Consider the following 24,663-nt stretch of genomic DNA (forward strand, 5'->3'; position numbering starts at 1 on the left):
CAGCCGGGCTGGCGGCCGGTCTGGGTGCAGACGGTTGTCTACCTGGCCCTGGTGCTGCCGCTGTTGTGGCGCCGTCGTCGGCCGGCGCTGGTCGCGGCGCTGGTGACCGTGGCGTTCTGGGCGCAGTACCTGGGAGAGGTGTGGGGACAGGAACCGGGGCGTGGCGCTGTCGCCCTGGCCGCGGTTCTCGCCACGCTCACCGTGCGCGGGCTGCGCCGGGTCGCCGCGGCGACGGTGGTCTGTACCGCCTGCTGCGTTGTGCTGTGGATTCCCGCGTGGCAGCGGGACCACGGGGGTTCGGGCGGGGTTCGGGCGCCCGCGGCGTCTGGCTCACCCCGCTCGCGGTGGGGCTCCTGCTGGCCGGGGACTGGGTGTTCGGCGAGTACGTCCGTGCCCGGCGTGCCTATATCGCCGAGTTCGAGCGGCGGGCCGTGTCGGCCGAGTCGGAGCGCCTCGCCCTGGCCCAGGTCGCCGTCGCCGAGGAGCGCGCACGCATCGCCCGCGAGATGCACGATGTCCTCGCGCACAGCGTGAGCGTGATGGTGCTGAACGCCGAGGGCGGCAGGCTGATGCGGCAGGTGGACCCCGCCGTCGTGGACCGCACTCTCGGTGTCATCAGCGCGACCGGGCGGGAGGCGCTGGGCGAACTGCGCCGGTTGCTGGAGGTGCTGCGTACTCCCGACGACCTGGGCGCCTCAGCCAGTGGCCCCGACCCCTGTCCCCACCCCGATCACCGCTCCGATCCCGGTGGGCGCACCGGGCACCTCGCGGCCGATCTGCGGCGGCTGGTCGGACGCCTCGACACCAGCGGCACCCGCGCCTGGCTGGACCTGCGCGGAGAGCGGTCCGGCCTTCCTGCGGACCTCGTCCTTCAGGCGTACCGCATCGTGCAGGAGGCACTCACCAACGTGGTCAAGCACGCGCCGCCGGACGCCACCATCCTCGTACAGGTCGACACCGGTACCGAGGGGCCCGGGAGGCTCGTCCGTGTCCGGGTGGAGAACTCGGGCGGCACCGGAGGTGGGGTGGCACTCGCTGCCCCGCTGCGTCCCTCCGGTCGTGGACTCGCCGGCATGCGCGAACGCACCGCGCTGTACGGCGGGAGCGTCGACGCCGGGCCCACGCCCGATGGCGGCTACCGGGTCGCCGCCACCCTGCGCCCCACCGAAACCGAGCCGGCCCGTGACCCGCCCGGCCCCGCAACCGGCTCCCGGTCCGTCCGCGTCCCGGGTGCTGATCTGCGACGACCAGGAGCTGATCCGGATGGGGCTGCGCATGGTCATCGACAGCCAGCCGGACCTCACCGTGGTGGGCGAGGCCGCCGACGGCGACGCGGCGATCACGGGCGTGGCCGCCCTGGCACCGGACCTCGTCCTGATGGACGTACGCATGCCGGGCCTGGACGGGCTGGCCGCGACCGAACGGCTCTGCGCACGGCCCGATGGGCCCCTCATCCTCGTCGTCACCACCTTCGACCTCGATGAGTACGCCTACGCGGCCCTGCGGGCCGGCGCGAACGGCTTCCTGGTCAAGGACGCCCCCGCCGAGGAGATCCTGGTGACGGTCCGTGCGGTGCTGCGGGGCGAGGTCATGGTGGCGCCCTCACTCACCCGGCGCCTGGTCGAGCGCTTCATCCTGCACACCCCCTCACGCGTGCCCGAGGAGCGCAGCCGCCTGGCCGCGCTCACCGAGCGGGAGCGGGAAGTCCTCGCCCTGGTCGCCCGGGGACTGGCCAACGGCGAGATCGCGGACCGCCTCTTCATCGGCGAGACGACCGTCAAGACCCACCTCGGCCGCGTCCTGACCAAACTCGGCCTGCGGGACCGTGTCCACGCGGTGATCTTCGCCTACGAAAGCGGTCTGGTGAGGGCCGGTGACTGAGCGGCGACCCGGCGCTGGAAGGTCTGGCAGGAGAACTCACGTGGCCACAGGTGCGAGCCGTGGCCGGCCCTCTGCCCATGGCCACCTTGGGCCGCTGTTCCTTGATCCTCAAGCGGGGCCGGCCCCGGTGGCAACTCGCCACCCGGGGCATCCCCTGGCCCCCGCCGAAAGACTGGCGACAGCGGCTCCCCCACCGGGCCGTGCCGCCCCCGCGACTACACGGTGGTCGGCTCCCAGACCGGCAGCCAGAGGTCGTTGTCCTCGCCCTGGCTGGAACAGGTGTACTGGATCAGCGGGTTGCCCTCGCCCGTGCCGCCGCGGACGTTGAGGCACTTGCCGCTGTGCCGGGCGACGAGCTGGTAGCCGTTCCCCTTCGCGACGAACCGCCACTGCTGATGGTGGCCGGTGTCACAGGTCCACTGGATGATCTCGGTCTCCTCGGCGGTGTCACCGTTCTTCACGTCCAGGCACTTGCCGCTGTGCACGGACGCGAAGCGCACATAGCCACCGCCCATGTCCTCGGCCGTCCAGCGGGCGCTGCCGCCGAAGGAGAAGGCCCCCTGGACGATCGCGGCCCCGTCGTCCACGGAGGCCCCCTTCACCTCGGCGAGCTGCTCGGCGTCGGAGGCCAGTCGCAGGGTCAGCTGGCGCAGCGAGGGCGGTGCCGCCTGCTGGGCCGCCGCGGCACCGGCCGGGGCGGCCGGAACGGCCAGCAGGGCCGCCGTCGCCACGGACACACCTGCACCGGCCAGCCATGTGCGAGGAATGGACATATTTGACTCCTGTCGGGTGAAAGAGCACACAAAGCACCGATTTCTCACCGGCCAGTGGGACCCTAGAGCCAACCTCGCCACCCCAGCCATCCCCCTCAGGGGCGACTTGCCGCTCACACCCTTGACGGGTCCGCGCAGATGAAGACCGCCTTTTACGATGTCCCCCGTACCGGCGTACGGGATTTCATGAGCGGCTGGATTCGTGTGCCGAAGTTCTCCACACCTTCGAGGAATTCATCGAAGACCAGAATGATCCCCTTGACGCCGTGGACCTCGCTGATCTGGTCGAGCATCTTCGCGACGGTCTCGTAAGACCCGACGAGCGTGCCCATGTTGAGGTTCACGGCTCCCTCGGGCAGCGCCACGGTCTTCGCCGTCGAGGAGTCGTCGGCGTCCTTGTCCTTCGCCGTCTGGTCCGTCAGATACCCCAGTGCCGCGAGGTCGGCGTTGTCGTGGTAGTCCTTCCACTTCGCCTGCGCGGCACTGTCGGTCTCGTCCGCGATGATCATGAACAGCGCGAAGGCGCCGACGTCGCGGCCGGTCGTACGCGCTTGTTCGGCGAGCGTGGCCGTGGCCTCGGAGAGGGCGAGCGGAGTGTTGACCCCGCTGCCCAGAATGAAGTTTCCGTCGGCGTACTCGGCGGCGAACCTCATCCCCGTACCGCTCTGCCCCGCGGCGAGGATGTCGATGTGCCCGTTCGCCGGGCGCGGAGACAGCACGCAGCCGTCCATCCGGTAGTACTCGCCCTTGAAGTCGCTGGTGCCCTCGCTCCACAACTGCCGCAGCACAGTGACGTATTCGGCGGCACGCGCGTAACGGGTGGTGAAGTGTTCGTCTCCGGGCCACAGGCCCATCTGGGCGTACTCGGCGGGCGCCCAGCCGCTGACGATGTTGACGCCGGCCCGGCCGGGGGCGACCGAGTCGATGGTCACCGCCATCCGCGCGGCCATCGCCGGGGGCAGGGCGAGGATGGGGGCGGAGGCGTACAGCCTGATGCGGTCCGTCACGGCGGCCAGTGCCGCTGTCAGGGTGAACGACTCAAGGCAGTGGTCCCAGAATTCCGTCTCGCCACCGAAACCCTTGAGTTTGATCATCGATAACGCGAAGTCCAGGCCGTGCTTCTCGGCCCGCTGCACGATGGTCCTGTTCAGTTCGAAGGTCGGCATGTATTGCGGAGAACTCTTCGAAATGAGCCAGCCGTTGTTCCCGATGGGGAGGAAGACCCCGATGTCCATTTCACTCCTCGGTCACCGGGGCAGGCGACGCACGGACCGTTTCCCGCCCCTGTGGGGTGTGGTCGGGAGGGTCACCGCCGTCGTACGGCCCACAGCCGGTCGCCCTCGCTGCGGGTCACCTTACTGCGGGTGTCCGTGGCCTCGGTGGCTGCCGCGAAGGTGTTCGCCCGGTCGCGCGGCCGGGTCGACCGCCGGTGGGGACCGGGGCCGGCTCCGTACGCCGGAGGGGCCGTGTCAGTCGGCCATGTCGAACCGGGGCTCCCCGCTCCGGGTGCGCTTGACCTCGTAGAAGCCCGGAACCGTGGCCATGAGGTGAAAGCCGTCCCACAGCCGGCCCGCCATCTCCCCGGTGGGAGCGGGCGAGACGACCGGTCCGAAGAAGCCGACCCGCTCGCCGTCGGGCGCGGCGAGCGACATCACGGGGGTGCCGATGTCGCCGCCGGCCAGGGCGACCGCCTGGGCGTGCGAGGAGCGGATCGCCCCGTCGTAGGCGGTGGACCCGGCGGCCTCCGCCAGTTCCTCGGGGAGCCCGGCATCCGCCAGGGCCGCCGTGAGGTTTCCCCAGTCGCCCTGGAGGTGGAAGCGGGTGCCCATCGCGGTGAAGAGGTCACCCAGTGCCCGCTGCCCGTGCCGCTCCTCGACCGCGGCGCAGACGCGTACCGGCGCCCACATGTAGTCCTCCCACTCGCCCTCGGGGTTGTCGTCCCGGTGCTCGTTGAGCACCGAGAGACTCATCACCCGCCAGTGGACGGTCACCGGCCGCACCTTGGTGACCTCCACCAGCCACCGTGAGGTGATCCAGGTGTACGGGCATACGGGGTCGAACCAGAAGTCCACGCTTCGCCGTTCAGTCATGTGCTCGACTCCTCACACCGTGTCCGGTCTGAAGGCTAACGCGGGGTGCGGCCCGCCGTGAGCACGGGCTCCGGCGCGGGAAGCGGGTGCACCTCCACCTCGTCGAGATCGCCCCCGGTCGCCCGTGGCCGACACCTCAGATGTGGCGCACGGCCTCGTCGTAGTTCAGGCGTGGCAGCCGGTCGAACCACGGGGCGGTGCCGGGATGGCCGATGTTGACCACGAGGAACGAGTTCCAGTCGGCCTCGGGGAAGAACTCGGCGTCGATCCCGGCGGCGTCGAAGCCTCCCAGGGGCCCGGCGGCCAGGCCGACCGCCCGGACGGCGAAGAGGAAGTAGGCGGCCTGGAGCCACCCGCTTCCCGTGGCGATCCGCCCGTGCAGCTCAGGGTCGTTGTCGAGGGCGTCGCGCAGTTGCGGGCGGAAGGGCAGCAGGCGGGGAATGTGATGGTGGTAGGTGTTGTCGACAGCCAGGACGGCGTTGACCGGGGCGGACTTCGCCTTGGTGGTGTTTCCGGCGTCCAGGTGCGGCAGCAACCGGTCCTTGCTCTCCGGGGTGGTGAGGTAGAGGATGCGAAGGGGCAGGGTGTTGGCCCAGGTCGGTCCCCATTTCATCAGCTCGTAGATCTCCTTGAGCTGCTGCTGGGACACCGGACGCTCGCTGAAGTTGTTGACGGTGCGTGCGTGGGTGAAGAGGGTGGCGCGGCCGTTCTCGTCGAGCCTGGAGAGGGTGATCTCGGCGTCTTCGGGCGTGGGGGTGTCGGGCATGGTTTCCCTTTCGGAGTTGGGGGCCTGTCGGCTTACCGCTGGATCGCCTTCACTTCCAGGAATTCCTCCAGGCCGTAGCGGCCGAGTTCACGGCCGTTGCCGGACTGCTTGTAGCCGCCGAACGGTGCCAGCGGGTTGAACGCGCCGCCGTTCACATCCACCTGGCCGGTGCGCAGCCGCCGGGCGACCGCCAGGGCGTGCTCGGGCTCGCCGAACACCGCGCCGGCCAGCCCGTAGATCGAGTCGTTGGCGATCCGCACCGCCTGTTCCTCGTCGGCGTACGGGATCACCGAGAGCACCGGGCCGAAGATCTCCTCCTGGGCGATCACCGAGTCCGGGGCGACGTTGCCGAACACGGTGGGCTGCACATAGGCGCCGTCCCCCATGCCCGCCACGGGGCCAGGACCGCCGAAGACCAGAGTGGCTCCGTCCGCCACACCACGCTCGATGTAGCCGTTCACCCGGTGCTGGTGGGCCGCCGAGGACATCGGGCCGACGCGGGTGCTCTCCTGTACCGGGTCGCCCAGGGTGTGCTTGGCGGCAGCCGCGGCCAAGGCCTCCACGATCTCGTCGTGCCGGGCGGCGGGCACCAGCATCCGTGTCCAGGCGGTGCAGGTCTGGCCGCCGTTGGCGAAGGCGTTGGCCAGTCCCAGCTTCACGGCTCGGGCCAGATCGGCGTCGTCCAGGATGACGTTGGCGGACTTGCCGCCCAGTTCCAGCGCCACCCGTTTCACGTTCTGCGCCGCGACCACGGACACCCTCTTGCCGGCCCCGGTCGACCCGGTGAAGGACACCATGTCCACGTCCGGGTGGGCCGCGAGGGCCTCGCCGGCCACCGGGCCGGTGCCGTGCACGAGGTTGAACGCCCCGGCGGGCAGACCGGCCGCCTCGGCGATCTCGCCCAGGATGACAGCGGTCAGCGGTGCGATCTCGGACGGCTTGAGCACCACGGTGTTGCCGCCGAGCAGCGCCGGCGCGACCTTGGAGACGATCTGGTGCAGCGGGTAGTTCCAGGGGGTGATCGCCCCGACCACGCCGATCGGCTCGCGCACCACCAGGGAGTTGCCGATCTCCTCGGTCCACGGGAAGTCGGTGGCGACCGCGGCGACCCCGGCCGAGGTGGCGGCGGGTACTCCCGCCTGCACCGCGCGTGAGAAGCGGATCGGCGAGCCCATCTCGGCCGTGATGCTGGCGGCGATCTCGTCGCGGCGCGTGGTGATGCCGTCGGCGATGCGCCGCACCACGGCGATCCGCTCTTCGACCGCCGTGGCCGACCAGCCCGGGAGGGCCGCGCGGGCGGCGGCCACCGCGGTGTCCACATCGGCGGCCGAGCCCGCGGGTACGGTGGCGATCGCCTTGCCGGTGGCCGGGTTCACCACGTCGATGTGCTCGCCGTCGCCGTGGACGCGACGGCCGTTGATCCAGTGCGGGAAACTCTCAGCCATGGGTCCGCTCCCCCTTCTTGAGGATCGGGCCGGTGCTGACGGGGCGGCGCGACGGGCGACGGCCGGGCGCGAGCCCGGCCGGACCGGCGCCGATGATGCCGAGGGCGGTACGCGGGGTGGTGCGCATCGTTTGGCGGTGTCCTTCCTGGAGATGGTTCCCGAACACGGTCCTGTGGACGGACCCTGAGCGGGTTCTTCGGTATGCGGTGGCCGGCCGGGGCAGGGCCCGTGCCGTGTGCCGGGCTACTTGCCCTCGAAGCGCGGCGTACGGCGCTCGATGAACGACGCGGCGGCTTCGGCCGCGTCCGCCGTGGCGACGGTGAAGGCCTGACGGCCGCTTTCCACTTCGAGGTAGGCGGCGAGGTCCATCGACTCGGCGTCGAGCAGATTCTGTTTCATGGCGGACAGCGCGAGCGGTGCCCGCGCGGCCAGGCCCTCGGCCACCGAGCGCACTTCCGGCAGCAGCTCCGCGCCGGGAAACGTGCCGGTCACCAGCCCCACCCGTTGTGCCTCGGCCGCGTCGAAGCGCTCCGACAGCAGGAACAGGGACCGGGTCAGCTGGGCACCCAGGGTCCGGGTGGCGAACCAGATGCCGCCGAAGTCGCCCGACACGCCCGCGCCGAGGAACGCCGTGCTGAAGCGCGCCGCATCCGCCGCGTACCGAAGATCGCAGGCGAGCGCGAGCGACAACCCGGCCCCGGCGCAGGCGCCGTTGATCGCGGCGATGGTGACCTGCGGCATCGTGTGCAGCAGCTGGCTCGCCCGGACAAAGGTCCGCAGCCTGCGGTGCTGGCTGGTCAGGGGCGGTGCGCCGTTGATCTCGTCGAGCCCGGCGGACAGATCACCGCCGGCGCAGAACGCCTTGCCGTTGCCGGTCAGGAGCACGACCCGCACATCGCTGTCGGCCGCTATGTCTTCGAGGGCGGTCAGCAGTCCGTCGAGCAGCCCGGAGGTCATGCTGTTCATCCGTGCCGGGCGATTCAGCCGGACCGTCGCGATCGCTCCCTCCCGGCTCACCTGGACCGCGTCATTCACCACAGCCGACATCGGGACTCCGTTCGCATGCATCGATGTGTGCCGGCCGGTCATGGGTCCGCCGCGTTCCCGCCGGGAGCGCATGGTGGTTCTCCGGGGGTCCTGGCGGGTCATGTCAGCCGGGTGGCCATGATGGGCGGCGATCACACCCCGGCGCTTGGTCGCGATGCCCAAGACCACGGGGACGCTTTGCACGGATCGCCCAAGCCGCGTCATCATCACGGTGGCGCGCCGGTGGCGCTCGAACCACGGTTGCGCGCATCACGGTGACACACGAATCGCCTTTGAGCGTGTCTCGGTCACACGAATCAGAGTCGTCTGAACCACGATTGCACGAATCGCGCAAAGATCACCGGCAGCGCTGTCCAGGATTGTGCAACGAGGCCAAGCCCATACGCCCTGGCCTGTGGTGATGATACCGGAATACGAGGAGCCGACACCGAGGGAATGACTCCGGGCGGGGAAACGTGACAGCTACCGAATTGGATCCGGTATTCCTGGTCCACAAGTCACTCTCTCAGAATGACGTCGTGTCTTCCATCGCATCCATAGGCGAAAGTGGTGACTCATGGCAACGATGCCCTGGGACGAGCTGGTTCAATTCTGTCGGCAGCTCGGTCAAAACCTCATAGGCAAAGAACTGTACGTCGTGTTCTCCGACCCGGTCGATGGCCTGGACCCGGTGCTGAAGAACCTCGAACCCCATCTGGCGTACCAGATCAAGTTGCAGGACGAAGGCGTGATGTTCGCCGCCGGACCGCTCTCCAGCGCGGGTGGCACGGAGTACAACGGGCACGGGGTGTTCGTCTATCACGCGGAGTCGATCGACGACGCCACCCGGATCGCCGCCTCGGACCCGATGCACCAGGCGGGTGCCCGGACGTTCCGTGTGCTGCCCTGGCTGCTCAACGAAGGCACGCTGCGGACGTGACCGCGAGCCAGGACCCGAGCCGTAGATCGCGGTCTCACTGACGACCGGCTGAAGACGGCTGGTGAGGACGGCACGGCCGCCACGCGGCACCGGCCCTCCCGTCGGCCCACCCCGACCGACTCACCAGCTCACCAGCGCCCGGCGCAAGACGTGGGGACCTCACTTCGTCGCGCCGCCGCTGGACGCCGGGACGCCGAGCCAGTACCGCTGTGCCCTCGGACTCCCTCCCGGCGGGACCGGCCCCCGCCACCACACCTGCGTGGACCGGACCGCCGTACGGCCGTACCCGCGAGCGCCGCCGGAACCCGGGCGCATCCCGCCCCGCACGGCGAAATGCCGAGGTGCCGGCGGTGAGCGGACGTTTACCTCTTCGCTCGCGCGGACCGGCGCGGTACCGTCGGTGCCCGCCGCTCCGCCACCACAACATCACGCGCGATCACCCGCGCCGCTCCCTCGCGTCCGGCTCATCGTCGGCCCGGCCTCCTCCCGCCGACGAGCCGACCGCGATCCCCCGCGGTTTCAGCCGACAGGAGACCCATCATGTCCCACGCCACGCCAGCCCCCGCGAGAAGCAGACCCAAGGCCGAGACACCCGCGCACGACCTCCCCATGCGCACGATCGTCACCGGCTCACTGATCCTCCTCTTCTCCTACCTGCTCAACGCCATGGACCGGCAGGTCTTCGGCCCGCTCCTGCCCAGCATCCGCGAGGAGTACGGCTTCTCACTGGCCCAGGGCGGCACGCTCGCCACCGTCTTCACCCTGGGGATGGCGGTGGCCGGGCTCCCCACCGGCTATCTCCTGGACCGCTTCAGCCGTAAGACGGTCATGCTCGTCAGCATCGTCATCTACTCGCTCGGCACCCTGGCCACGCCCCTGGCCACCGGCTTCGCCGACATGACCGTGTACCGGATCGTGTCCGGGTTCGGTGAGGGCATGCAGACGGCGGCGCTGTTCGCGGCCATCGGCGCGTTCTTCTCCCACAACCGCACCTTCGCCCTCGGCTGTGCGGGTACCGCCTACGGTCTGGGCACCTTCATCGGACCGCTCGCCGGGGTCCAGATGCAGACCGCGCTCGGCTCCTGGCGCCTCCCCTTCGTGGTGCTGGGAACGGCCGGCCTCGTCATCACGGCGATCGCCCTCTTCGCCGTCAACCGCGGACTCACCGAGCGCGCCGACGAGCGCCCTGCCTCGATCGCGGGCAACTCCCATCTGCCCGCCTCTCCCTACAACCGTGACAGCCTGGCCCTGGCACTCAGCGCCGCCATCAGCGGGGTGGCCGTCTACGGCTTCCTCGGGCTGTACCCGACGTACCTGATCAGCCATCTGGACTACACGGCCACCCAGGCTGCCCTGGCCATGAGCTTCGTGGGCTTCGGTGCCCTGCTGGCGCCGCTGTCCGGCTGGCTGGGCGACCGGGTCGACCAGCGCAAGGTCCTGATCGTCGCCTACGCCGCACTCTCGGTGACCAGCCTGTTCATCTACCAGACGGAGGTCACCCTGGGCTGGCAGTGTCTGTTCGCGTTCTTCATGGGCGTCTTCGGCCTCGGCACGCTCTACACCAACCACAACAGCGCGATCCAGCGGGCCGTGCGGCCCGACCAGGTGGGGCGCAGTACGGGACTGTTCGTCACCAGCTTCTACCTCTGCGCCGCCTTCTCCGGGCTGCTGTTCGCCTCGCTCGTGGAGATGTCCGGCTGGGGCGCGGCCGGTCTGTGGCAGGTCACCCTGCTCCCGCTGGTGGCCATCTGCGTGGTGGCCTGCGTACGCCGGGCCGGCTTCGCGGACCGGGCGGCGGCCGACCGGCCCGCCGACTGACGAACGCCACTCGACAACGCCACTCTTCGCTCCCGGGACGCCTCTCCTCGTCACTGCCCGTGATGCCTCCCCGCGTCACTCCCCCGGCGCCTCCCCGCGCCACCCCCGGGACGACACCTCGCGCCGCCACCGGCGACGCCTCCCCGTATCACCCCCCGGTGGGCGGGAGCCCACTCCCCGCCCACCGGGGGCCCCAGCCGTGCTCCGGAATCCCGGCGCGACGGCGCCTCAGCCCCGCCGAAAGGAAGCTCACGCAGCATGAGCAGCACCGTGCATCGCCCGCGTCCCCGCCGCTCCTGCCTCGCCGTCCCGGGCAGCAACCCCCGCTTCCTGGAGAAGGCCCAGACCCTCGCCGCGGACCAGGTGTTCCTGGACCTTGAGGACGCCTGCGCCCCGGCGGTCAAGGAGAAGGCCCGGCACCTGATCGTGGACGCGCTCAACACCGGTGACTGGACCGGCAAGACGCGGGTGCTCCGGGTCAACGACTGGACCACGCACTGGACCTACCGCGATGTCGTCACCGTGGTCGAGGGCGCGGGGCAGCACCTCGACTGTGTCATGCTCCCCAAGGTCCGGGACGCCGCCCAGATCAAGGCACTGGACATGCTCCTCACCCAGATCGAGCGGACCATGGGCTTCGAGGCCGGACGGATCGGTATCGAGGCACAGATCGAGAGCGCCGAGGGCCTGGTCGCCGTGGAGGACATCGCGGCTGCCTCCCAGCGCCTTGAGACGCTCATCTTCGGCCCCGCCGACTTCATGGCCTCCATCGGGATGAAGTCACTCGTCGTGGGCGAGCAGCCACCCGGCTATCCGGCGGACGCCTACCACCACATCCTGATGCGCATCCTGATGGCCGCGCGCTCCCACGGCCTCCAGGCCATCGACGGGCCGTATCTCCAGATCCGCGACCCGGCCGGGTTCGCCGAGGTCGCCGGCCGCTCGGCGGCACTGGGATTCGACGGCAAGTGGGTGCTGCACCCGGACCAGATCGCCGCCGCGAACGAGATCTTCTCGCCCTCGCAGGAGGACTACGACCACGCCGAGATGATTCTCGACGCCTACGCCTGGTACACCTCGCAGGCCGGCGGGTTCAAGGGCTCCGCGATGCTGGGCGACGAGATGATCGACGAGGCCAGCCGCAAGATGGCCCTCGTCGTCGTCGGCCAGGGCCGCGCGGCCGGTCTGCGGCGCACCACCGTCTTCACGCCCCCGACGGCGTAGGAACGCGGCGGATGGATCGCTCGAACCACACCGTCTTCCCGTGGCCGCTCGGTGCGGTGCCCCAGTCGGAGGCCAGCGCGTCGACGATGATCAGCCCGCGGCCGTGCTCCCACTCCGAGCCCGGCTGGTTGGAGAGGACGATCGGCTCCGGCACGGGGGGTGTCGGGTCGGAGTCACGGACCTCGACCCTGATGTGTTTCCCGTGCACCCGCATCCGGATGTCGACGCCGCTGTCGGCGTGCACCAGCGCGTTGGTGACCACCTCGGACGTCATCAGCTCCACGTCCTCCGTGTGTTCATCGAGGTGCCACGCGTGGAGGAGGTCCCGCACGAAGGTACGTGAGGCCCTGACCGCCTGGAGATCGTGGCGCTGGACGCTCAGCCTGCCGGTGTGCCGGCCGCCGTCGGTCCGGCCGCCCTCGTACCGGGCCATCAGCAGCGCGACATCGTCGCGACGGGCCCGTTCCCGCGGTCCCGCCGCGAGCACCAGATCGACCAGTCGCTCCGGCTGGGTGTCCCCGGGGGAGCCGAGCGACGCGAGGAGTGACTCCGGGGTGGCCGCGTCGGCGGCGGACGACCAGCTGAGGCCGTTGGTGTGCAGCATGAGCAGGGTCGCGGGCGGGAGCGACAGCTCGGCCGACGTGTAGACGGTGCGCGGGTCGACGCCCAGCGGCGGGCCGGTACGCAGGTCCGCGACCGTCACCGATCCGTCCGGGTGCCGGACCACCGGGGCCGGATGTCCCGCCGAGGCGGCGTCGAGCATCCCGTCACCCAGGTCCAGGACAGCGACACAGCAGGTCGCCAACAGGTCGGTGTCCAGCTGGAACAGCAGGCGATTGGTCCGCCGGAGCACGGTGGCCGGGGGGTGACCCTCCATGAAGTAGGCCCGTACCGCGGTGCGCAGCTGCGCCATGACCACGGAGCTGTCGATCGAATGGCCCTCGACGTCACCGACGACCAGCCCGGCCGTCGACTCGTCCCGGACCATCACGTCGTACCAGTCTCCGCCCAGGGTGGACGCACCTGACGGGACGTAGCGGGCCGCCAGGGCGAGGCCGGGGATGTCCCAGGCCGCCTCGGGCAGCAGCTTGTTCTGCACGCGCTCGGCCAGACTCCGGCCGGACTGGCTCAGCCGGGCCCGGACGAGGGTGGGTCCGAGCAGATTGGCCATCATCAACAGGATGATCTGCTCCTGGGCGCTGGGGTTCACCGGACCCTCGAACCCCAGCGCGCAGGCCCCCACGGCAAGGGAGCCGACCATGATCGGAAGAAAGACCCAGCCGCCCCGCACGCCGTCCTCCACGCGCCGGCCGTCCTCGGTGCCGGGGTAGGCGTTCACCAGCGCCGCCCGGTCCCGGTAGCACAGGGGCACTTGCGACCGCATCACCTCTCTGAGCGGGTCCCCGTCGTGGTGCGCGCTGGATCCGTGCAGCCGTTTGACGGCCTCCTGTGGGCAGTTGCCGTACCCGGCCACCCAGACCTTTCCGTACTCCACCGAGGTCACCAGGAACGCCGTGGCGCCGAACGGCTCCATGATCCGCTCCTGCACCACCTTCATGACCTCCGCGAAACCGCCCGCCTCGTTGAGCATCGCGGCCAGTTGGTGGATGTGGTACATGAACGTCACTTCGGTGGAAGCCGGGATCTCGGGCATCCCCCACTGGCTCGCCCCGGTGCTGCCGGCCGCCCTGCTGGCGACGGTGCGGGCCGAGTGCAGGACCGGCACGATGACCGGTTTGGTCCCCGGGGACATCGGCACGCCCTGGCCGGCCATCGTCGCCAGCCGCCCGGACAGATCGCGGGCGATGGCTTCCAGGCGCTCAGCGCGGCTCTCCGGCGTGGCGGCGGAGTCCTGCGTCCAGATCCCGGTGAGAGTGCCGAGGCGCCGGCCCTCGTGCGTGAGCGGGGCGGCCACGACGAGGGCCAGAATGGGCACCACACCCGGGAGCTGTGCCGCACCGGCGGTCGGTCGCTGCTGGGGGGCCATCGCGAGGGTGCCGCTGCGGAGGGCGTTCGCCGTGGGATGGGCGTCGGTGGCCGCGATGCGCTCGGGCATGACAACGATGGCGGGCGGGAGCCCGCCCGCCATCGTCAACCGCAGTGTCTCGCCGCCCGCTTCGAGGAGATGCACGAAGACGGCCTCGGCGGCGAGTTCGCGCACGGCTGCATGGAGCACCGTGACAAGGAACGTGTCCCGCTCGTGGACGCCGCGTGCCGTGGCGGTCCACCGCCGACCTGGCTTTCTGGGGCCAGGTCCGTCGTCAACGTGCTGTGCCATGGGAAGCGACACCTCGCTTCGCAGCTCCGTCATGTCCGGGCCGACCTCAGACCAGTATCGCCCCTGCCCCTCTGATCAGGCAGCCTACGCGTCGGCGAGCCACGCCGGTATCCGTCCGGTGTGGAGGTCCACGGCTTTGACCTGCGACGTCGAGGCCGGTCCGGAGCCGTGCCTCATGTTACCCATGGTAAGCAGCAACTTGACCGACCATTCGGTCAGGTGATCCCGTCCAGCCCCCGGTCAGGGGTCCCGTACGGCCCTCGGTCAGGCGGTCCGTACGGCTTTCAGGCGGTCCGGTACGGCGGGGGCTCCAGGCCGGCCGCCCACTGCTCGGCGCCGACCGCGTCCCGGATGTGGTCACGGGACGCCTCGGCGAGCCGGGTGGCCCGCTTCAGATCGGGGGCGATCAGCGCACCGCCGTACTTGAGCACCCGGCCGTTGACCAGGACCGTGTCCACCTCGGCGCGGCTCGCCTGGAAGACGATCTGGTGAACGGCGTTGGTGAGCGGGACCATCGAGGGGGTGTCGGCCCGCAGCATCACCAGGTCGGCCAGCTTGCCCGGGGTGATCGACCCCAGCTTCGAGCCCAGGCCGAGCGCGTCGGCGCCACCCTGGGTCGCGTAGTGGAGGACGTCCTCCGTACGCAGATCGTTGTTGATGACCGTCTTGCCCTCGGCGTGGGCCGCCTGGTGGTCGAGGCCACGGTCGGCGTTGAGGGTGGCCCGCATCGCGGAGAACATGTCGGCGCTCCACCAGATGCTGGTGTCGTTCGACAGCGAGATCGGGATGCCGTGCTCGCGCACCTTGCCGGTGGGCGGGTAGCCCTGACCGGCGTTCAGCTCGCTCTCGGCGGAGATCGAGACGTTGCCGCCGCTGTCGGCGATCATCTGGTAGTCGCTCTCCGTGAGCGACGAGGAGTGCACATAGGTGTTGGTCGGGAGCAGGAAGCCATTGTCCCGCAGGATCCTGATCCCGTCCTTGCCGGAGAAGTTCCAGACACCCGCGTGCTGGGTGACCATCAGGTCGTGGTCGCGGGCGAACTCCCAGGCCGGGCGCTCCGGGAAGGCCGGGTCGTTCGGCGTCTCCCAGGCGAGTTGCAGGGTGACCAACTGGTTGCTGGAGGAGAAGCGGGCGCGCTGGAGCCGGTCCACGTCACCGTCGACGGCCCACTTCTGCGGACCCGCGCTGATGTCGCCGAACGCCAGCCGGGCCCGCCCGCGCGAGTCGAACAGGGCGTCGGCGGCGGCCTCGGCGTGCTCGTAGGTGTACAGCCCGTGTGACCAGTCCAGGGTGGTGGTGACCCCGCTGTTGATGGCCTCCACCATGGAGAGGTAGTTCCCGGCGTAGATGTCCTCGGGGCGCCAGAGCTGGCCCCATCCGCCTTCGAACATGAACTGGAAGTAGTTCGCGATCGTCCACTCGGCGGCGACCCCGCGCAGCACGGTCTGCCACATGTGGCGGTGGGTGTCGATCATGCCGGGCATCAGGATGCGGTCGCGGCCGTCGACGACCACGGCGTTCGAGGGCGCGGCGAGGTTCGGGCCGACGGCCTTGATGGTCGCCCCGGTGACCAGCACATCGGCGTTCTGCTGGGTGCCCAGGCGCGGATCGCCGGTGACGACGGTCGCGCCGCGGAACAGGATCGGGCGGCCAGGGGTGAAGGACGGGACCGGCGCGGGCGCCTCGGGCCGGGCGGTGGCGGTCGCGGCGGCACCGAGCCCCAGACCGGCCGCGCCGACACCGGCGCCGGCGGCGAGGAAGGACCGGCGGCGCAGCGGCGGTCTGGAACGGTCCGTCTGAGGTGATGCGGCGTCATTGTTCATGACTGACTCCAAGTATTTACAGGCTACTTGAGGGGCCGTGGAAGGTATCGGGAGTGGCGGCGATCGGGGTTGATCGTCGGCGTCAGGCGTAGTGCCGGTAGATCGCCTCGGCCACGCAGGCCGGCTTGTCACTGCCGTCGACCTCCACGGTGAAGGTGAGGTGCAGCTGAACGGCGTTCCCCTTGACCTCCTCGACGGAGGCGACCGTGCCATGCAGGCGAATCTTGGCGCCGACCGGCACGGGGCTGGGGAAACGTACTTTGTCCAGGCCGTAATTGACGCTCATCGACGTACCGCTGACCTCCAGCAGTTCCTCGAAGAGCGGGATGATCAGGGACAGCGTGAGATAGCCATGGGCGATGGTGCGGCCGAAGGGGCCCTCCTTCGCCTTCTCCGGGTCGGTGTGGATCCACTGGTGGTCGCCGGTGGCGTCGGCGAAGGTGTTCACCCGCTCCTGGGTGATCTCCATCCAGCCGGTGCGGCCCAGGTCGGTTCCGGCGAGTGCCTTGAGGCCGTCGATGGTGTGGGCAAGGGTGGGCACGGTTTGTCCGTCCTTCTCTGGAGGGGTGAGCGGGAGGGGTGAGCGGGAGGGGTGAACGGGCGGGGCGGCGGCGGGGCGTCCGGGACCGGACGCGGCTCGCTCGCCCCGGTTGGTGGGGGTAGGTGGTGGAACCCGGGCCGGGCACCCGCTGTTCGCCGGTGCCCAGCCCATCGGCGGTTCAGGCGGCGTACTCCGGGGTGATCCGGTAGATCTGCCCGGTGCGTGTGAGCGCCTCCGCGTCCCACTCTCCCCCGACGCCGTCCACCAGCCACAGCGCGATGGTCCACAGGTCGGCCAGGGCGAGCTGTTCGTCCAGCGGTTCCAGTCCGGGGACGAGTGCGGCGACGCGTACCGCGGCGGGGAAGGGGAGGCCGGAGCTGCCGACGAACACCAGCTCGTAGTGGCGGCCGGCCAGGCTGAGCAGGCCGGGCGCCCCGAACGGATCAGCCGCCAGGCCGAAGGTGACCGACAGGAACTCCCGGAACTCCGGGTAGTGGCCGAGCTGGTGTTCCTCCAGCAGCGGCACCGACCGATGGCCTTCCGGACGCTGCTCGACGATGAGTACCTCGGGTGCTTCAGCCATTGCCCTGCCCTTCGTTCACCCGGCCGGCGAAGTCGGCCAGGAGCTTTCCGATCTCCGCACCGGAGTCCTCCTGGAGGAAGTGCCGCCCGGTCACCAGGTGCGGACCTTCGGCGTGCGGCCAGACGTCCTTCCAGTAGCGGGTGAACTCATCGGTGGTGAATACGTCGTCCTCGCGCCCCCAGATCACCGTCGCCGGCAGTCGCAGGGCCCGCATCTGTGCCTCCAGCCACCGGAACCGCTCTCTGGCGATGTCGGTGTCCCGGCCCAGCGGGATGGAGCGGGGCCAGGTCCAGGTCAGGGCGCGCTCGTCGGCATCCGCGGTGACCTCGGTGTAGCCGTCGCGGCCTTCGGCGGCGAACCGCTCCCGGTCGACCACGGACAGATACATGCCGCGTCCCGGCATCGCCCCGAGCTTGCCCATCACCAGGGGGCCCACCACCGGGGCGTGCATGAGCCGCCACGGCAGCACACGCGAATGGAATGCCGACCAGGGCTCCACCCACGCCCAGGTGGAGATGACCGCGACGGACGAGACGGCCTGCGGTCGCACGGCGAGCGCGGACAGTCCGGTGGGGCCGCCCCAGTCATGACAGACGAAGGTGGCGCCGCGCAGCTCCAGCGTGTCCAGCAGCGCGACCAGGTTGGCCGCGTGGTTGTCCAGGGTGTGGACGGTGTGGTCGTGCGGCTTCTCGGACAGTCCGAAGCCGATCTGGTCGGGCACCACCACGCGCAGTCCGGCGGCCAGCAGCGGCGGCACCACGTCCCGCCACAGATAGCCCCATGCCGGGTTGCCGTGCAGCAGCAGCACGGGAGGCGCGTCGCGTGGCCCCTCGTCGATGTAGTGCATGCGTCGGCCGTTCACCCGCACGAACCGTGACTGGAACGGGTAGCGGCTCCGAATGTCCTCGGGGAGTTCTGCGATCGTTCTTGGCATTCTCAACCTTCCGTTGTACGGCCTACCGTGTGCGGCCTGTGTCCGTTACCGACGTCAGCTGTCACGACCCACCTGCTCGTCCCACCGGGCGGACACGTACTTGGGCTGGGTGTAGAAGCGCCAGGCGGCGTTCGACAGTCCCGTGTCGCCGAAGACGGAGTCGTTCCACCCGCCGGCCCCGAAGGGCGCCACGGGCACCGGGATGGGCACGTTGACGCCGACCATTCCGGCCTGCGCGTCGCGCTGGAAGCGGCGGGCCGCCGTACCGCTCGCGGTGAAGATCGCCGCGCCGTTCCCGTACCTGTTGGTGCGGATGAGTTCGAGCGCCTCGTCCAGGGTGTTCACCCGGAGCACGATGAGCACCGGGCCGAAGACTTCCTGGAGATAGATCTCGGAGGTGGGTGTGACATGGTCGAGCAGGGTGGGACCGACGAAGAAGCCGCCCTCGTGGCCGGGGACGACCTCGGTGCTGCGGTCGACCACCGGCTTCGCGCCCGCGTCGATCGCCCTGGCGACCATCGACTGGACGCGTTCCTTGGCCGCCGCGCTGATCAGCGGCCCGACCTGGGTGGCCGGATCGGAGCCCGCCCCCAGGATCATCCCCTCGGCCCGCAGGCGTACGGCCTCGACGACCTCGTCCGCTCCGTCGCCGACCAGCACAGCGGTGGTCACCGCCATGCATCGCTGCCCGGCGGCGCCGAAGGCCCCGGCGGCCAGGGCGTCGGCGGTGAAGCCGACATTGGCGTCCGGCATCACCACGAGGTGATTCTTCGCCCCGCCCAGTGCCTGCACGCGAATGCCCGCCGCCGCGCCACGCCGGTAGATGCTGTGCGCGACCGGGGTCGATCCCACGAAGGAGACGGCAGTGGTGTCCGGGTGGTCGATCAGGGCCTCGACCACGTCCTGTCCTCCGTGCACCACGGAGAAGACGCCGTCGGGCAGCCCTGCCGCCTTGGCCAGTTCGGCGAGGCGTACGGCGGGACCCGGGTCCTGCTCGCTCGGCTTCAGGATGAAGGTGTTGCCCGCGGCGACCGCGACCGCCATCTTCATCAGCGGGATCATCACGGGGAAGTTGAAGGGCGTGACCCCGACGCAGACCCCGAGCGGCTGCAACATCGAGAAGGTGTCCAGATTGGTCGCGGTCTGCTCGCCGAACTCGCCCTTCAGCAGTCCGGGGACCCCGCACGCCAGCTCGACGGCCTCGATACCCCGGGCCATCTCCCCCCGCGCGTCGTCCACGGTCTTGCCGTGCTCGGCGCTGATCAGTTCCGCCAGCTCGTCCAGATGCGCCCGCAACTGGTCGCGGAACGCGTAGAGGACCTGCGCGCGGCGCGAGACAGGGGTGTTGCGCCACTTCGGGAACGCCGCCTGCGCGGAGGCGACCGCGCGCTCGACGACCTCCGCGTCTCCCAGGAGGACTTCGCCCAGCGGTGCCCCCGTGGCCGGGTTGACCACCGGCACGGGTTGGCCGCCGGCGTACGGCTGTCCATCGATCCAATGGTGCGTCAGCAGTTCATTCATCATTGATCCTCGCTGTCGGATGCGGGCCGGCTGACGCCCGCGAGCGGAAGGGTCGGGCAGCCGGCGGTCGCACGTTCAGGTGCGAGAACCTCGTCAGCTGTGCTCTCCCGCCCCGCGGGGAAGGCGTCCCCGCGGGGCGGGAATTCCCGGGGCCCATCTCTGTGGGCGGCGGCTGCGTACGGGTCTCAGTGGCTGCCGGGCTTCGTAATGGTGTTGCGTACGACGCCGAGCTTCTCCACCTCGACCTCGACCACGTCGCCCGGGCCCATCAGACGCGGCGGCTTCATCGACGCGCCGATCCCCTCGGGGGTGCCGGTGGCGATCACATCGCCCGGCAGCAGGGTGACACTCCGTGAGATGTGGCTGATCACCTGGGGGAGCTTGAACACCATGTCCCGGGTGTTGCCCTGCTGGACGGTCTCCCCGTTCACCCGTGTCCTGAGGTTCAGGTCATGGGGGTCCAGCGTCGGATCGATCACGAGGGGTCCGATCGGACCGCTGCGGTCCGCGTTCTTCCCCAGAGTGAACTGCGGGGTCTCCAGCTGTACCTGGCGCGCGGAGATGTCGTTGAAGACCGCGTATCCCAGGATCGACTCCATGGCGGTCGCCTCGTCGACATCGTAGGTCGGCCGGCCGATGACCGCGGCCAGCTCGACCTCCCAGTCGAGCCCCTCCTCGCGAGGAGGAACAGGGATGGACGCTCCGTCGACGACCAGCGTGCTCGCCCAGCGCCCGAAGATCATGGGCACCACCGGGCGGGCGATTCCGACCTCTTCCGCCTCCGCCGCGTGCCCGAGGTAGTTGATCGCGACGCAGAAGACGCGGGCGGTCTCGGGGACGACCGGGAGCAGGGTGAGACCGGAGCGCTTGATCGGCTCCCCGGCCGGTGCGGCGCGCTCGGCGATCCGGAAGCCGTCCTGGTAGAACTCCCGCATTGTCGCCAGCGGCACGATCGTGTCGGCGTCACCGAGCGAGCCGATCGCGCTTTCGCCCTGGCCATTCACATACCCAACGAGCTTCACTGGTTCTCCTTTTCCGGCGACAGCACTCGTCGTGTGTTCACCGACCGGCTCTCAGTTGTAGTAGGTCCAGACTGTTCCCTCGGGGAACACATCGTTGTCCTCCGGGCTGCCGGCCTTCCGGAACATCTCGTACGCGATTTCCTTGATGATCTTGCCGTCACGCATCTCGAAGAGATGCGCCACGCGCACCGACATGATGGTGCCGACCGGGTACGGCAGATTCGGCATGTAGTCGCCGACGACCTCAGCCTCCACGACCTCGTCGTGGAACACGAACTGCTCGGTCGCGAACTCCCGCAGCACGGCGGACTTGTTGAACTTCACCGTCCGGAAGATGTCGAGGTAGGCGGCACGCACCACACCGTGATCGGAGAGGCCGATGCCCCGGCTGGGCCCCTCCCACGAGATCTCGTTGTCGTCGTACAGGGCGATGGCCTTGTCGATGGTCTCGGGAGCCTCGTTGTGGAAGTGCGCCTGAACCGCGGCCAGATTCGCCGCGATGATGTCGTCACGGCTGGCAGTGGTTTCACCCATTGCTTTTTCCTCTCCATGGCATCGGGTCCCGGTCGTGCCGAGGCACACCGGTCCACCGACCGTTGATGGCTCACTGAAGGAATTGCGGATTTGTCCGGCTGCGTTCACGTGGCCGGTCATAGGTCCATACTCCGGATCCCCGCGGTGTCGCGCTTGGTCCCGATGCCCAAGGCAGCGGTGACGCTTTGCACGGATCGCCCAAGCGGGCCGCGCGGTGCCCGGGCGGCGTCTCACGGCAGTCGCGCGGTGCTCGGGAGGCGCCCTGCGGACGTCCCGGGCCGGCGACGCGAAACAGCCCGTCCACCTGGGTGTTCCCGGGGACGGGCAGTTCGATCCACGCTGGTCGGGGCGGCGCGTGGGCAGGGGTGGGAGGGCGTTCGCGCGGTGGCCGTGCGGCACAGGCGCGGGACTGCCACGGCCGGGCCCATCGGCCCGGCCCGTCGCCAGTTCATCGCCCGGCCCATCGCCCGGCCGTCACCGGGTCATCGCCCGGTCGCCGCTCGGGAGTTCAGCTGGAGATGGTCGCGCAGTCTCTCAGCAGCAGCGCCAGCCGCAGCTCCGTCTGGCGCTCCGTGACCGGACGCTGGAGGAGTTCCTCGATGCGCCGCAGCCGGTAGGCCACCGTGTTGCGCGCGATGTACATGCGGTTCGCGGTCGCCTGCGGGCTGTGGTTGTCCAGATAGATGCCCAGGGTGGCACGCAGTTCGGCGGTCGAGGTGCCCGCTTCGGCGAGATCACGAAGCTCGCTCTGCACAAAGCTGTTGATCTTCTGCTGATCCGGACCGAGCAGCGTCAGCAGATGCAGATCGGAGAAGTAGTGCGGGACATGGGAACGTATCCCGAAGAAATCCACGATGCGCTGCGCCGCCAGCGCGTCCTTGTGTGTCTGCCGGAACCCCGTCACGTTCTTGGCGGGCGTGCCCACCACGACGCCGATACCCGGAGTCTCCGTCAGCGCGCCTCGCACCGCGAGAGGTGACCGGCTGTTCCCCCAGCCCCAGAGCACGGAGTGACCGTCGGGCACCAGCAGCATCTGCTCGGCACGACAGTCGCGCAGCAGTCTCCGGGCGGCGCTGTGCAGTGAATCATCGTCGAACCGCGACTCGAACCGGGTCAGCACGACGGCGACATGATGCCGGCCGCTCAGTTCATAGCGCAGTCGGCTGGAGGCGACGTCGACGTCTTCGGGATCCGACGCGAGAACGGACCGAAGGGCCTCGTCCCGATGCGCGAGAGGCGATTTGTTGTACCGCTCGTACTCGGCCTGATAGGTGCGCGTCACGTCATCCGAGAGGGTATCCAGACAGAAGAGGAGCGTGCGCGAAATCAGATGCAGATGATCCGCGAGTTCCGTCGGGGAAACAAATCCCCGGCAGGCTTCCATGAGCCAGTCGCTGAGCATTGCGTGCGAGAATCTGATGGCTCCCAGAACATCCACCTGCGGGATACTCCGGTGCACGAGGTCTCGAATATGGAAAGCCGCTTCCGGTGTGACCTGCCAGTGCACGAGTTTACCGTCGAAGATCTCGACGAGCCCGGTCAGCACTGTCGATTCGGTGGCGATGCGCAGCGTATCGAACTGCGCGGGGCCACCACGGAACGCCGGGTACTTCTCAGTGACCAGCTCGGCGAGGGTGTAGGCCTTTTCAATGGCCCAATCGACCGCCTCGGCGCCGATCACGTCGATGGCGTCCGCCACCGATTCCGATGACACCGCGGGCTGCACGGAGTCATTGCTTCCGCTTCTTCCTCTGCTGAGGTTGGATACCCATCGGCCTTTGACTCGCACTGTTGCACCTCAGCTGATAGGGCGGTCATGGAGCATCCCGGCAGTTCAGCCCAGGGAAAAACACCGGCCGCCGTCACCAAGTCTGCCGGGTTCACTTGGGCGTTACCTTACCGAAAGGAGAGACAAACAAAATCAACGTAAAGTGAAGGTAGACCGACCTGTCTGCTAGTGTCAAGACATGTCAACTGCTGTACGTCCCTCCCCCCGCCGCCGGCTGTTGGACACCGCCCACCGTCTGTTTTACGCACGGGGCATCCATGAGAGCGGCATCGACCGGCTGATCGCCGAGTCCGACGTGGCCAAGGCCACCTTCTACAAGCACTTCCCGTCCAAGGACGACCTGATCGCGGCGTACCTGGACGAGCGGAGCGAGCGGATGCAGGCCCGGGCCGTCGCTGAACTGCCCGGCCGGTCGGATGACCCCATAGAGCAGGTGCTGTGTGTCTTCGACCTGCTCGCGGAGAACTTCGGCTCCCCCACCTACCGAGGCTGCGCGTTCATCAACGCGGCGGGCGAGTGTCCTTCCGTGCCCGCCGTGCTGGACGCCGTGACCCGCCGGCGCCGCTCGCTCAAGGATCTGTTCGCCGGTCTCCTGGACCGGGCGGGTCTGCGGGACACCGACGATCTGGTGGCTCAGCTCTGCCTGATCTACGACGGTGCCGCGGTGTCCGCCCAGCTCAAGGACGCGGAGGGCCCGCAGGTGCACCGCTGGGCGCGGTCCGCGGCGGCTGCCGTGCTCGCCTCCCGGCTTTCCTGATCCCCCATAGCGTTCCTCGCGTCGCGGGACATCGATGTCACCGTCGCCGCGGACGAGATGCCCCCCCGCCCCCCCCCCCCCGGGCAGCGGCGCCCCGCGCCACCGCCCCGCGCCCCCGCCCCCGCCCCCCCCCCCCCCCGCCCACGGCATCGCCTCGTCGCCGCGCTCGCCCGTACCGCCGTAGCCCTGGCGGCCCTGGCCGCCCCGGCCTCGGCGTTATCCGGTGATCTCCGCGCGTACCGCCGCGGTGATCTCGTCCGCCCCGATGACGATCAGATCGACCGTGCCGGCCGTGTTCCGGAGGTCGGTTCGTACGGCGGCATCGGTGATGCCGGGCAGATTCACCTCGACGTTGACGCGGGCGGTGACGGCCGCGGCACGGACGGCCTCGGCGGCTGCCGCCACGTCCGCGAGCACACTGCGGTTGCCTGTCGTGCTGAGTTCCCGGGCCGCCGGGAGGAGGGCGTGGGCGAGGCCGATCACGGCGGCCGGTGGCTGTGCCGCGAGGGTGAGTGCGCGGGCGATCGCCGCCGAGCGCGTCTGCCGGGCTTCTTGCGTGTCCTTGGGCAGGCCGTATGCCGTCGCCACAGCGCCGAACGCCTTCGCGTCGTCCTCCGCACACCGGAGTGCGTCCGCCCGCCATCGGTCCGTCGCGTCGATCAGCTCGGTGATCCGCTCGGCGTGCTCGGCGTACTTGTGGCCGGTCGTGTAGCGGGCGACCATGCCGAGCAGCGCGGCGGCGACGGCCGCGTGAAGCCCGGCCGCGGCGCCGCCGCCAGGAGCCGGGACACGATCGGCGAGCGTGCCGAGGAACTCGCCGATCGTCTCGTTCGGCAAGGAGGGCTGCGCGGGGAGCTGCATGGAGAGTCCTTGTCGTTCCTGGTCACAGCAAAATCGAAGCGGAATCGAAGCGAAGCC

24 protein-coding genes and 2 pseudogenes are annotated in these 24,663 nt (G+C 69.8%); 7 read left to right on the forward strand and 19 right to left on the reverse strand.

Going from position 1 to position 24,663, the window contains the following annotated elements:
- Positions 1-38: 38 nt before the first annotated feature.
- Complete coding sequence (locus ACFXAZ_RS10730) at positions 39-527, reverse strand: hypothetical protein (RefSeq protein WP_384587740.1); 489 nt, start codon at positions 525-527, stop codon at positions 39-41.
- Positions 528-539: 12 nt separating this feature from the next.
- On the opposite strand from ACFXAZ_RS10730, the pseudogene ACFXAZ_RS10735 reads away from it, so the two are divergent.
- A pseudogene (locus tag ACFXAZ_RS10735) lies at positions 540-626 on the forward strand (hypothetical protein); the annotation flags it as partial.
- A 69-nt stretch (positions 627-695) separates the two neighbouring features.
- On the opposite strand, the gene ACFXAZ_RS10740 reads toward ACFXAZ_RS10735, so the two are convergent.
- Positions 696-920 carry a hypothetical protein gene (locus tag ACFXAZ_RS10740; protein WP_384587743.1) on the reverse strand — a complete coding sequence of 75 codons (225 nt, stop codon included), beginning with the start codon at positions 918-920 and terminating at the stop codon, positions 696-698.
- Between the two features lie 12 nt (positions 921-932).
- Here ACFXAZ_RS10740 and ACFXAZ_RS10745 point away from each other — a divergent pair.
- Together ACFXAZ_RS10745 and ACFXAZ_RS10750 are read left to right on the forward strand one after the other, a co-directional pair.
- Positions 933-1,103 (forward strand): annotated as a pseudogene (locus tag ACFXAZ_RS10745) (hypothetical protein); the annotation flags it as partial.
- 79 nt (positions 1,104-1,182) lie between these two features.
- Positions 1,183-1,881, forward strand: a complete 699-nt coding sequence (locus ACFXAZ_RS10750) for a response regulator (RefSeq protein WP_384587530.1) — start codon at positions 1,183-1,185, stop codon at positions 1,879-1,881.
- 215 nt (positions 1,882-2,096) lie between these two features.
- Here the strand turns inward: ACFXAZ_RS10750 and ACFXAZ_RS10755 are convergent, their stop codons facing one another.
- The 7 genes from ACFXAZ_RS10755 to ACFXAZ_RS10785 all read right to left on the reverse strand — a co-directional run bounded on the left by ACFXAZ_RS10755 (position 2,097) and on the right by ACFXAZ_RS10785 (position 8,002).
- Positions 2,097-2,654: an RICIN domain-containing protein gene (locus ACFXAZ_RS10755; protein ID WP_384587532.1), complete on the reverse strand. Its 558-nt coding sequence runs from the start codon at positions 2,652-2,654 to the stop codon at positions 2,097-2,099.
- A gap of 152 nt (positions 2,655-2,806) precedes the next feature.
- Positions 2,807-3,889, reverse strand: coding sequence for a pyrimidine utilization protein A (rutA, locus tag ACFXAZ_RS10760; RefSeq protein ID WP_384587535.1), 1,083 nt, complete (start codon positions 3,887-3,889; stop codon positions 2,807-2,809).
- 234 nt (positions 3,890-4,123) lie between these two features.
- The gene (locus tag ACFXAZ_RS10765) at positions 4,124-4,744 is read right to left on the reverse strand and encodes a disulfide bond formation protein DsbA (RefSeq protein WP_384587538.1); all 621 of its coding nucleotides are present in this window, start codon (positions 4,742-4,744) and stop codon (positions 4,124-4,126) included.
- Positions 4,745-4,880: 136 nt separating this feature from the next.
- Positions 4,881-5,510 carry a malonic semialdehyde reductase gene (locus tag ACFXAZ_RS10770; RefSeq protein ID WP_384587541.1) on the reverse strand — a complete coding sequence of 210 codons (630 nt, stop codon included), beginning with the start codon at positions 5,508-5,510 and terminating at the stop codon, positions 4,881-4,883.
- A 32-nt stretch (positions 5,511-5,542) separates the two neighbouring features.
- Positions 5,543-6,955 carry an aldehyde dehydrogenase family protein gene (locus ACFXAZ_RS10775; protein ID WP_384587544.1) on the reverse strand — a complete coding sequence of 471 codons (1,413 nt, stop codon included), beginning with the start codon at positions 6,953-6,955 and terminating at the stop codon, positions 5,543-5,545.
- On the reverse strand, positions 6,948-7,082 hold the full coding sequence (locus ACFXAZ_RS10780) for a hypothetical protein (protein ID WP_384587547.1): 135 nt from the start codon (positions 7,080-7,082) through the stop codon (positions 6,948-6,950). The genes ACFXAZ_RS10775 and ACFXAZ_RS10780 overlap by 8 nt, the downstream gene beginning before the upstream one ends.
- Positions 7,083-7,198: 116 nt before the next feature.
- Complete coding sequence (locus tag ACFXAZ_RS10785) at positions 7,199-8,002, reverse strand: enoyl-CoA hydratase-related protein (protein WP_384587550.1); 804 nt, start codon at positions 8,000-8,002, stop codon at positions 7,199-7,201.
- A gap of 556 nt (positions 8,003-8,558) precedes the next feature.
- Between ACFXAZ_RS10785 and ACFXAZ_RS10790 the strand changes: the two genes are divergently transcribed.
- From ACFXAZ_RS10790 to ACFXAZ_RS10800, 3 genes are all read left to right on the forward strand, one after another.
- The gene (locus ACFXAZ_RS10790) at positions 8,559-8,921 is read left to right on the forward strand and encodes a YciI family protein (protein ID WP_384587553.1); all 363 of its coding nucleotides are present in this window, start codon (positions 8,559-8,561) and stop codon (positions 8,919-8,921) included.
- A 540-nt stretch (positions 8,922-9,461) separates the two neighbouring features.
- Complete coding sequence (locus ACFXAZ_RS10795) at positions 9,462-10,739, forward strand: MFS transporter (RefSeq protein ID WP_384587556.1); 1,278 nt, start codon at positions 9,462-9,464, stop codon at positions 10,737-10,739.
- 258 nt (positions 10,740-10,997) lie between these two features.
- Positions 10,998-11,963, forward strand: a complete 966-nt coding sequence (locus ACFXAZ_RS10800; protein ID WP_384587559.1) for an HpcH/HpaI aldolase/citrate lyase family protein — start codon at positions 10,998-11,000, stop codon at positions 11,961-11,963.
- On the opposite strand, the gene ACFXAZ_RS10805 is transcribed toward ACFXAZ_RS10800, so the two are convergent.
- From ACFXAZ_RS10805 to ACFXAZ_RS10845, 9 genes are all read right to left on the reverse strand, one after another.
- Positions 11,944-14,241, reverse strand: coding sequence for a SpoIIE family protein phosphatase (locus ACFXAZ_RS10805; protein WP_384587562.1), 2,298 nt, complete (start codon positions 14,239-14,241; stop codon positions 11,944-11,946). The two genes, ACFXAZ_RS10800 and ACFXAZ_RS10805, sit on opposite strands and share 20 nt — an antisense overlap.
- A gap of 284 nt (positions 14,242-14,525) precedes the next feature.
- Positions 14,526-16,064, reverse strand: coding sequence for an amidohydrolase family protein (locus ACFXAZ_RS10810; protein ID WP_384587565.1), 1,539 nt, complete (start codon positions 16,062-16,064; stop codon positions 14,526-14,528).
- Between the two features lie 82 nt (positions 16,065-16,146).
- Positions 16,147-16,605 carry a MaoC family dehydratase gene (locus ACFXAZ_RS10815; protein WP_384587567.1) on the reverse strand — a complete coding sequence of 153 codons (459 nt, stop codon included), beginning with the start codon at positions 16,603-16,605 and terminating at the stop codon, positions 16,147-16,149.
- Between the two features lie 178 nt (positions 16,606-16,783).
- A complete protein-coding gene (locus tag ACFXAZ_RS10820; protein WP_384587570.1) occupies positions 16,784-17,188 on the reverse strand; it encodes a hypothetical protein in 405 nt (134 codons plus the stop codon).
- A complete protein-coding gene (locus ACFXAZ_RS10825; protein ID WP_384587574.1) occupies positions 17,181-18,122 on the reverse strand; it encodes an alpha/beta fold hydrolase in 942 nt (313 codons plus the stop codon). The genes ACFXAZ_RS10820 and ACFXAZ_RS10825 overlap by 8 nt, the downstream gene beginning before the upstream one ends.
- A 54-nt stretch (positions 18,123-18,176) precedes the next feature.
- Entirely contained in the window at positions 18,177-19,646 is a 1,470-nt protein-coding gene (locus ACFXAZ_RS10830; protein ID WP_384587577.1) for a CoA-acylating methylmalonate-semialdehyde dehydrogenase, read from the reverse strand.
- Between the two features lie 182 nt (positions 19,647-19,828).
- On the reverse strand, positions 19,829-20,665 hold the full coding sequence (locus tag ACFXAZ_RS10835) for a fumarylacetoacetate hydrolase family protein (protein ID WP_384587580.1): 837 nt from the start codon (positions 20,663-20,665) through the stop codon (positions 19,829-19,831).
- A gap of 51 nt (positions 20,666-20,716) precedes the next feature.
- A complete protein-coding gene (locus ACFXAZ_RS10840) occupies positions 20,717-21,199 on the reverse strand; it encodes a nuclear transport factor 2 family protein (RefSeq protein WP_384587583.1) in 483 nt (160 codons plus the stop codon).
- A 508-nt stretch (positions 21,200-21,707) separates the two neighbouring features.
- Positions 21,708-22,898 (reverse strand): PucR family transcriptional regulator, encoded by a 1,191-nt coding sequence (locus tag ACFXAZ_RS10845; protein ID WP_384587586.1) that lies wholly within the window; start codon positions 22,896-22,898, stop codon positions 21,708-21,710.
- 268 nt (positions 22,899-23,166) lie between these two features.
- Here ACFXAZ_RS10845 and ACFXAZ_RS10850 point away from each other — a divergent pair, with 268 nt between their 5' ends.
- Positions 23,167-23,745 (forward strand): TetR/AcrR family transcriptional regulator, encoded by a 579-nt coding sequence (locus tag ACFXAZ_RS10850; protein ID WP_384587589.1) that lies wholly within the window; start codon positions 23,167-23,169, stop codon positions 23,743-23,745.
- A gap of 216 nt (positions 23,746-23,961) precedes the next feature.
- Here ACFXAZ_RS10850 and ACFXAZ_RS10855 read toward each other — a convergent pair whose 3' ends face one another.
- Complete coding sequence (locus ACFXAZ_RS10855; RefSeq protein ID WP_384587592.1) at positions 23,962-24,606, reverse strand: cyclodeaminase/cyclohydrolase family protein; 645 nt, start codon at positions 24,604-24,606, stop codon at positions 23,962-23,964.
- Positions 24,607-24,663: the final 57 nt, after the last annotated feature.

This window comes from Streptomyces sp. NPDC059477 (assembly GCF_042749375.1).
In the GTDB taxonomy this organism is placed as follows: Bacteria; Actinomycetota; Actinomycetes; order Streptomycetales; family Streptomycetaceae; genus Streptomyces.

Coding starts and splice junctions, on each gene's coding strand:
- ACFXAZ_RS10755 (WP_384587532.1), bottom strand. CDS start 2,654: ATGTCCATTCCTCGCACATGGCTGGCCGGTGCAGGTGTGTCCGTGGCG.
- rutA (WP_384587535.1), bottom strand. CDS start 3,889: ATGGACATCGGGGTCTTCCTCCCCATCGGGAACAACGGCTGGCTCATT.
- ACFXAZ_RS10765 (WP_384587538.1), bottom strand. CDS start 4,744: ATGACTGAACGGCGAAGCGTGGACTTCTGGTTCGACCCCGTATGCCCG.
- ACFXAZ_RS10770 (WP_384587541.1), bottom strand. CDS start 5,510: ATGCCCGACACCCCCACGCCCGAAGACGCCGAGATCACCCTCTCCAGG.
- ACFXAZ_RS10775 (WP_384587544.1), bottom strand. CDS start 6,955: ATGGCTGAGAGTTTCCCGCACTGGATCAACGGCCGTCGCGTCCACGGC.
- ACFXAZ_RS10780 (WP_384587547.1), bottom strand. CDS start 7,082: ATGCGCACCACCCCGCGTACCGCCCTCGGCATCATCGGCGCCGGTCCG.
- ACFXAZ_RS10785 (WP_384587550.1), bottom strand. CDS start 8,002: ATGTCGGCTGTGGTGAATGACGCGGTCCAGGTGAGCCGGGAGGGAGCG.
- ACFXAZ_RS10790 (WP_384587553.1), top strand. CDS start 8,559: ATGGCAACGATGCCCTGGGACGAGCTGGTTCAATTCTGTCGGCAGCTC.
- ACFXAZ_RS10795 (WP_384587556.1), top strand. CDS start 9,462: ATGTCCCACGCCACGCCAGCCCCCGCGAGAAGCAGACCCAAGGCCGAG.
- ACFXAZ_RS10800 (WP_384587559.1), top strand. CDS start 10,998: ATGAGCAGCACCGTGCATCGCCCGCGTCCCCGCCGCTCCTGCCTCGCC.
- ACFXAZ_RS10805 (WP_384587562.1), bottom strand. CDS start 14,241: ATGGCACAGCACGTTGACGACGGACCTGGCCCCAGAAAGCCAGGTCGG.
- ACFXAZ_RS10810 (WP_384587565.1), bottom strand. CDS start 16,064: ATGAACAATGACGCCGCATCACCTCAGACGGACCGTTCCAGACCGCCG.
- ACFXAZ_RS10820 (WP_384587570.1), bottom strand. CDS start 17,188: ATGGCTGAAGCACCCGAGGTACTCATCGTCGAGCAGCGTCCGGAAGGC.
- ACFXAZ_RS10825 (WP_384587574.1), bottom strand. CDS start 18,122: ATGCCAAGAACGATCGCAGAACTCCCCGAGGACATTCGGAGCCGCTAC.
- ACFXAZ_RS10830 (WP_384587577.1), bottom strand. CDS start 19,646: ATGATGAATGAACTGCTGACGCACCATTGGATCGATGGACAGCCGTAC.
- ACFXAZ_RS10840 (WP_384587583.1), bottom strand. CDS start 21,199: ATGGGTGAAACCACTGCCAGCCGTGACGACATCATCGCGGCGAATCTG.
- ACFXAZ_RS10850 (WP_384587589.1), top strand. CDS start 23,167: ATGTCAACTGCTGTACGTCCCTCCCCCCGCCGCCGGCTGTTGGACACC.
- ACFXAZ_RS10855 (WP_384587592.1), bottom strand. CDS start 24,606: ATGCAGCTCCCCGCGCAGCCCTCCTTGCCGAACGAGACGATCGGCGAG.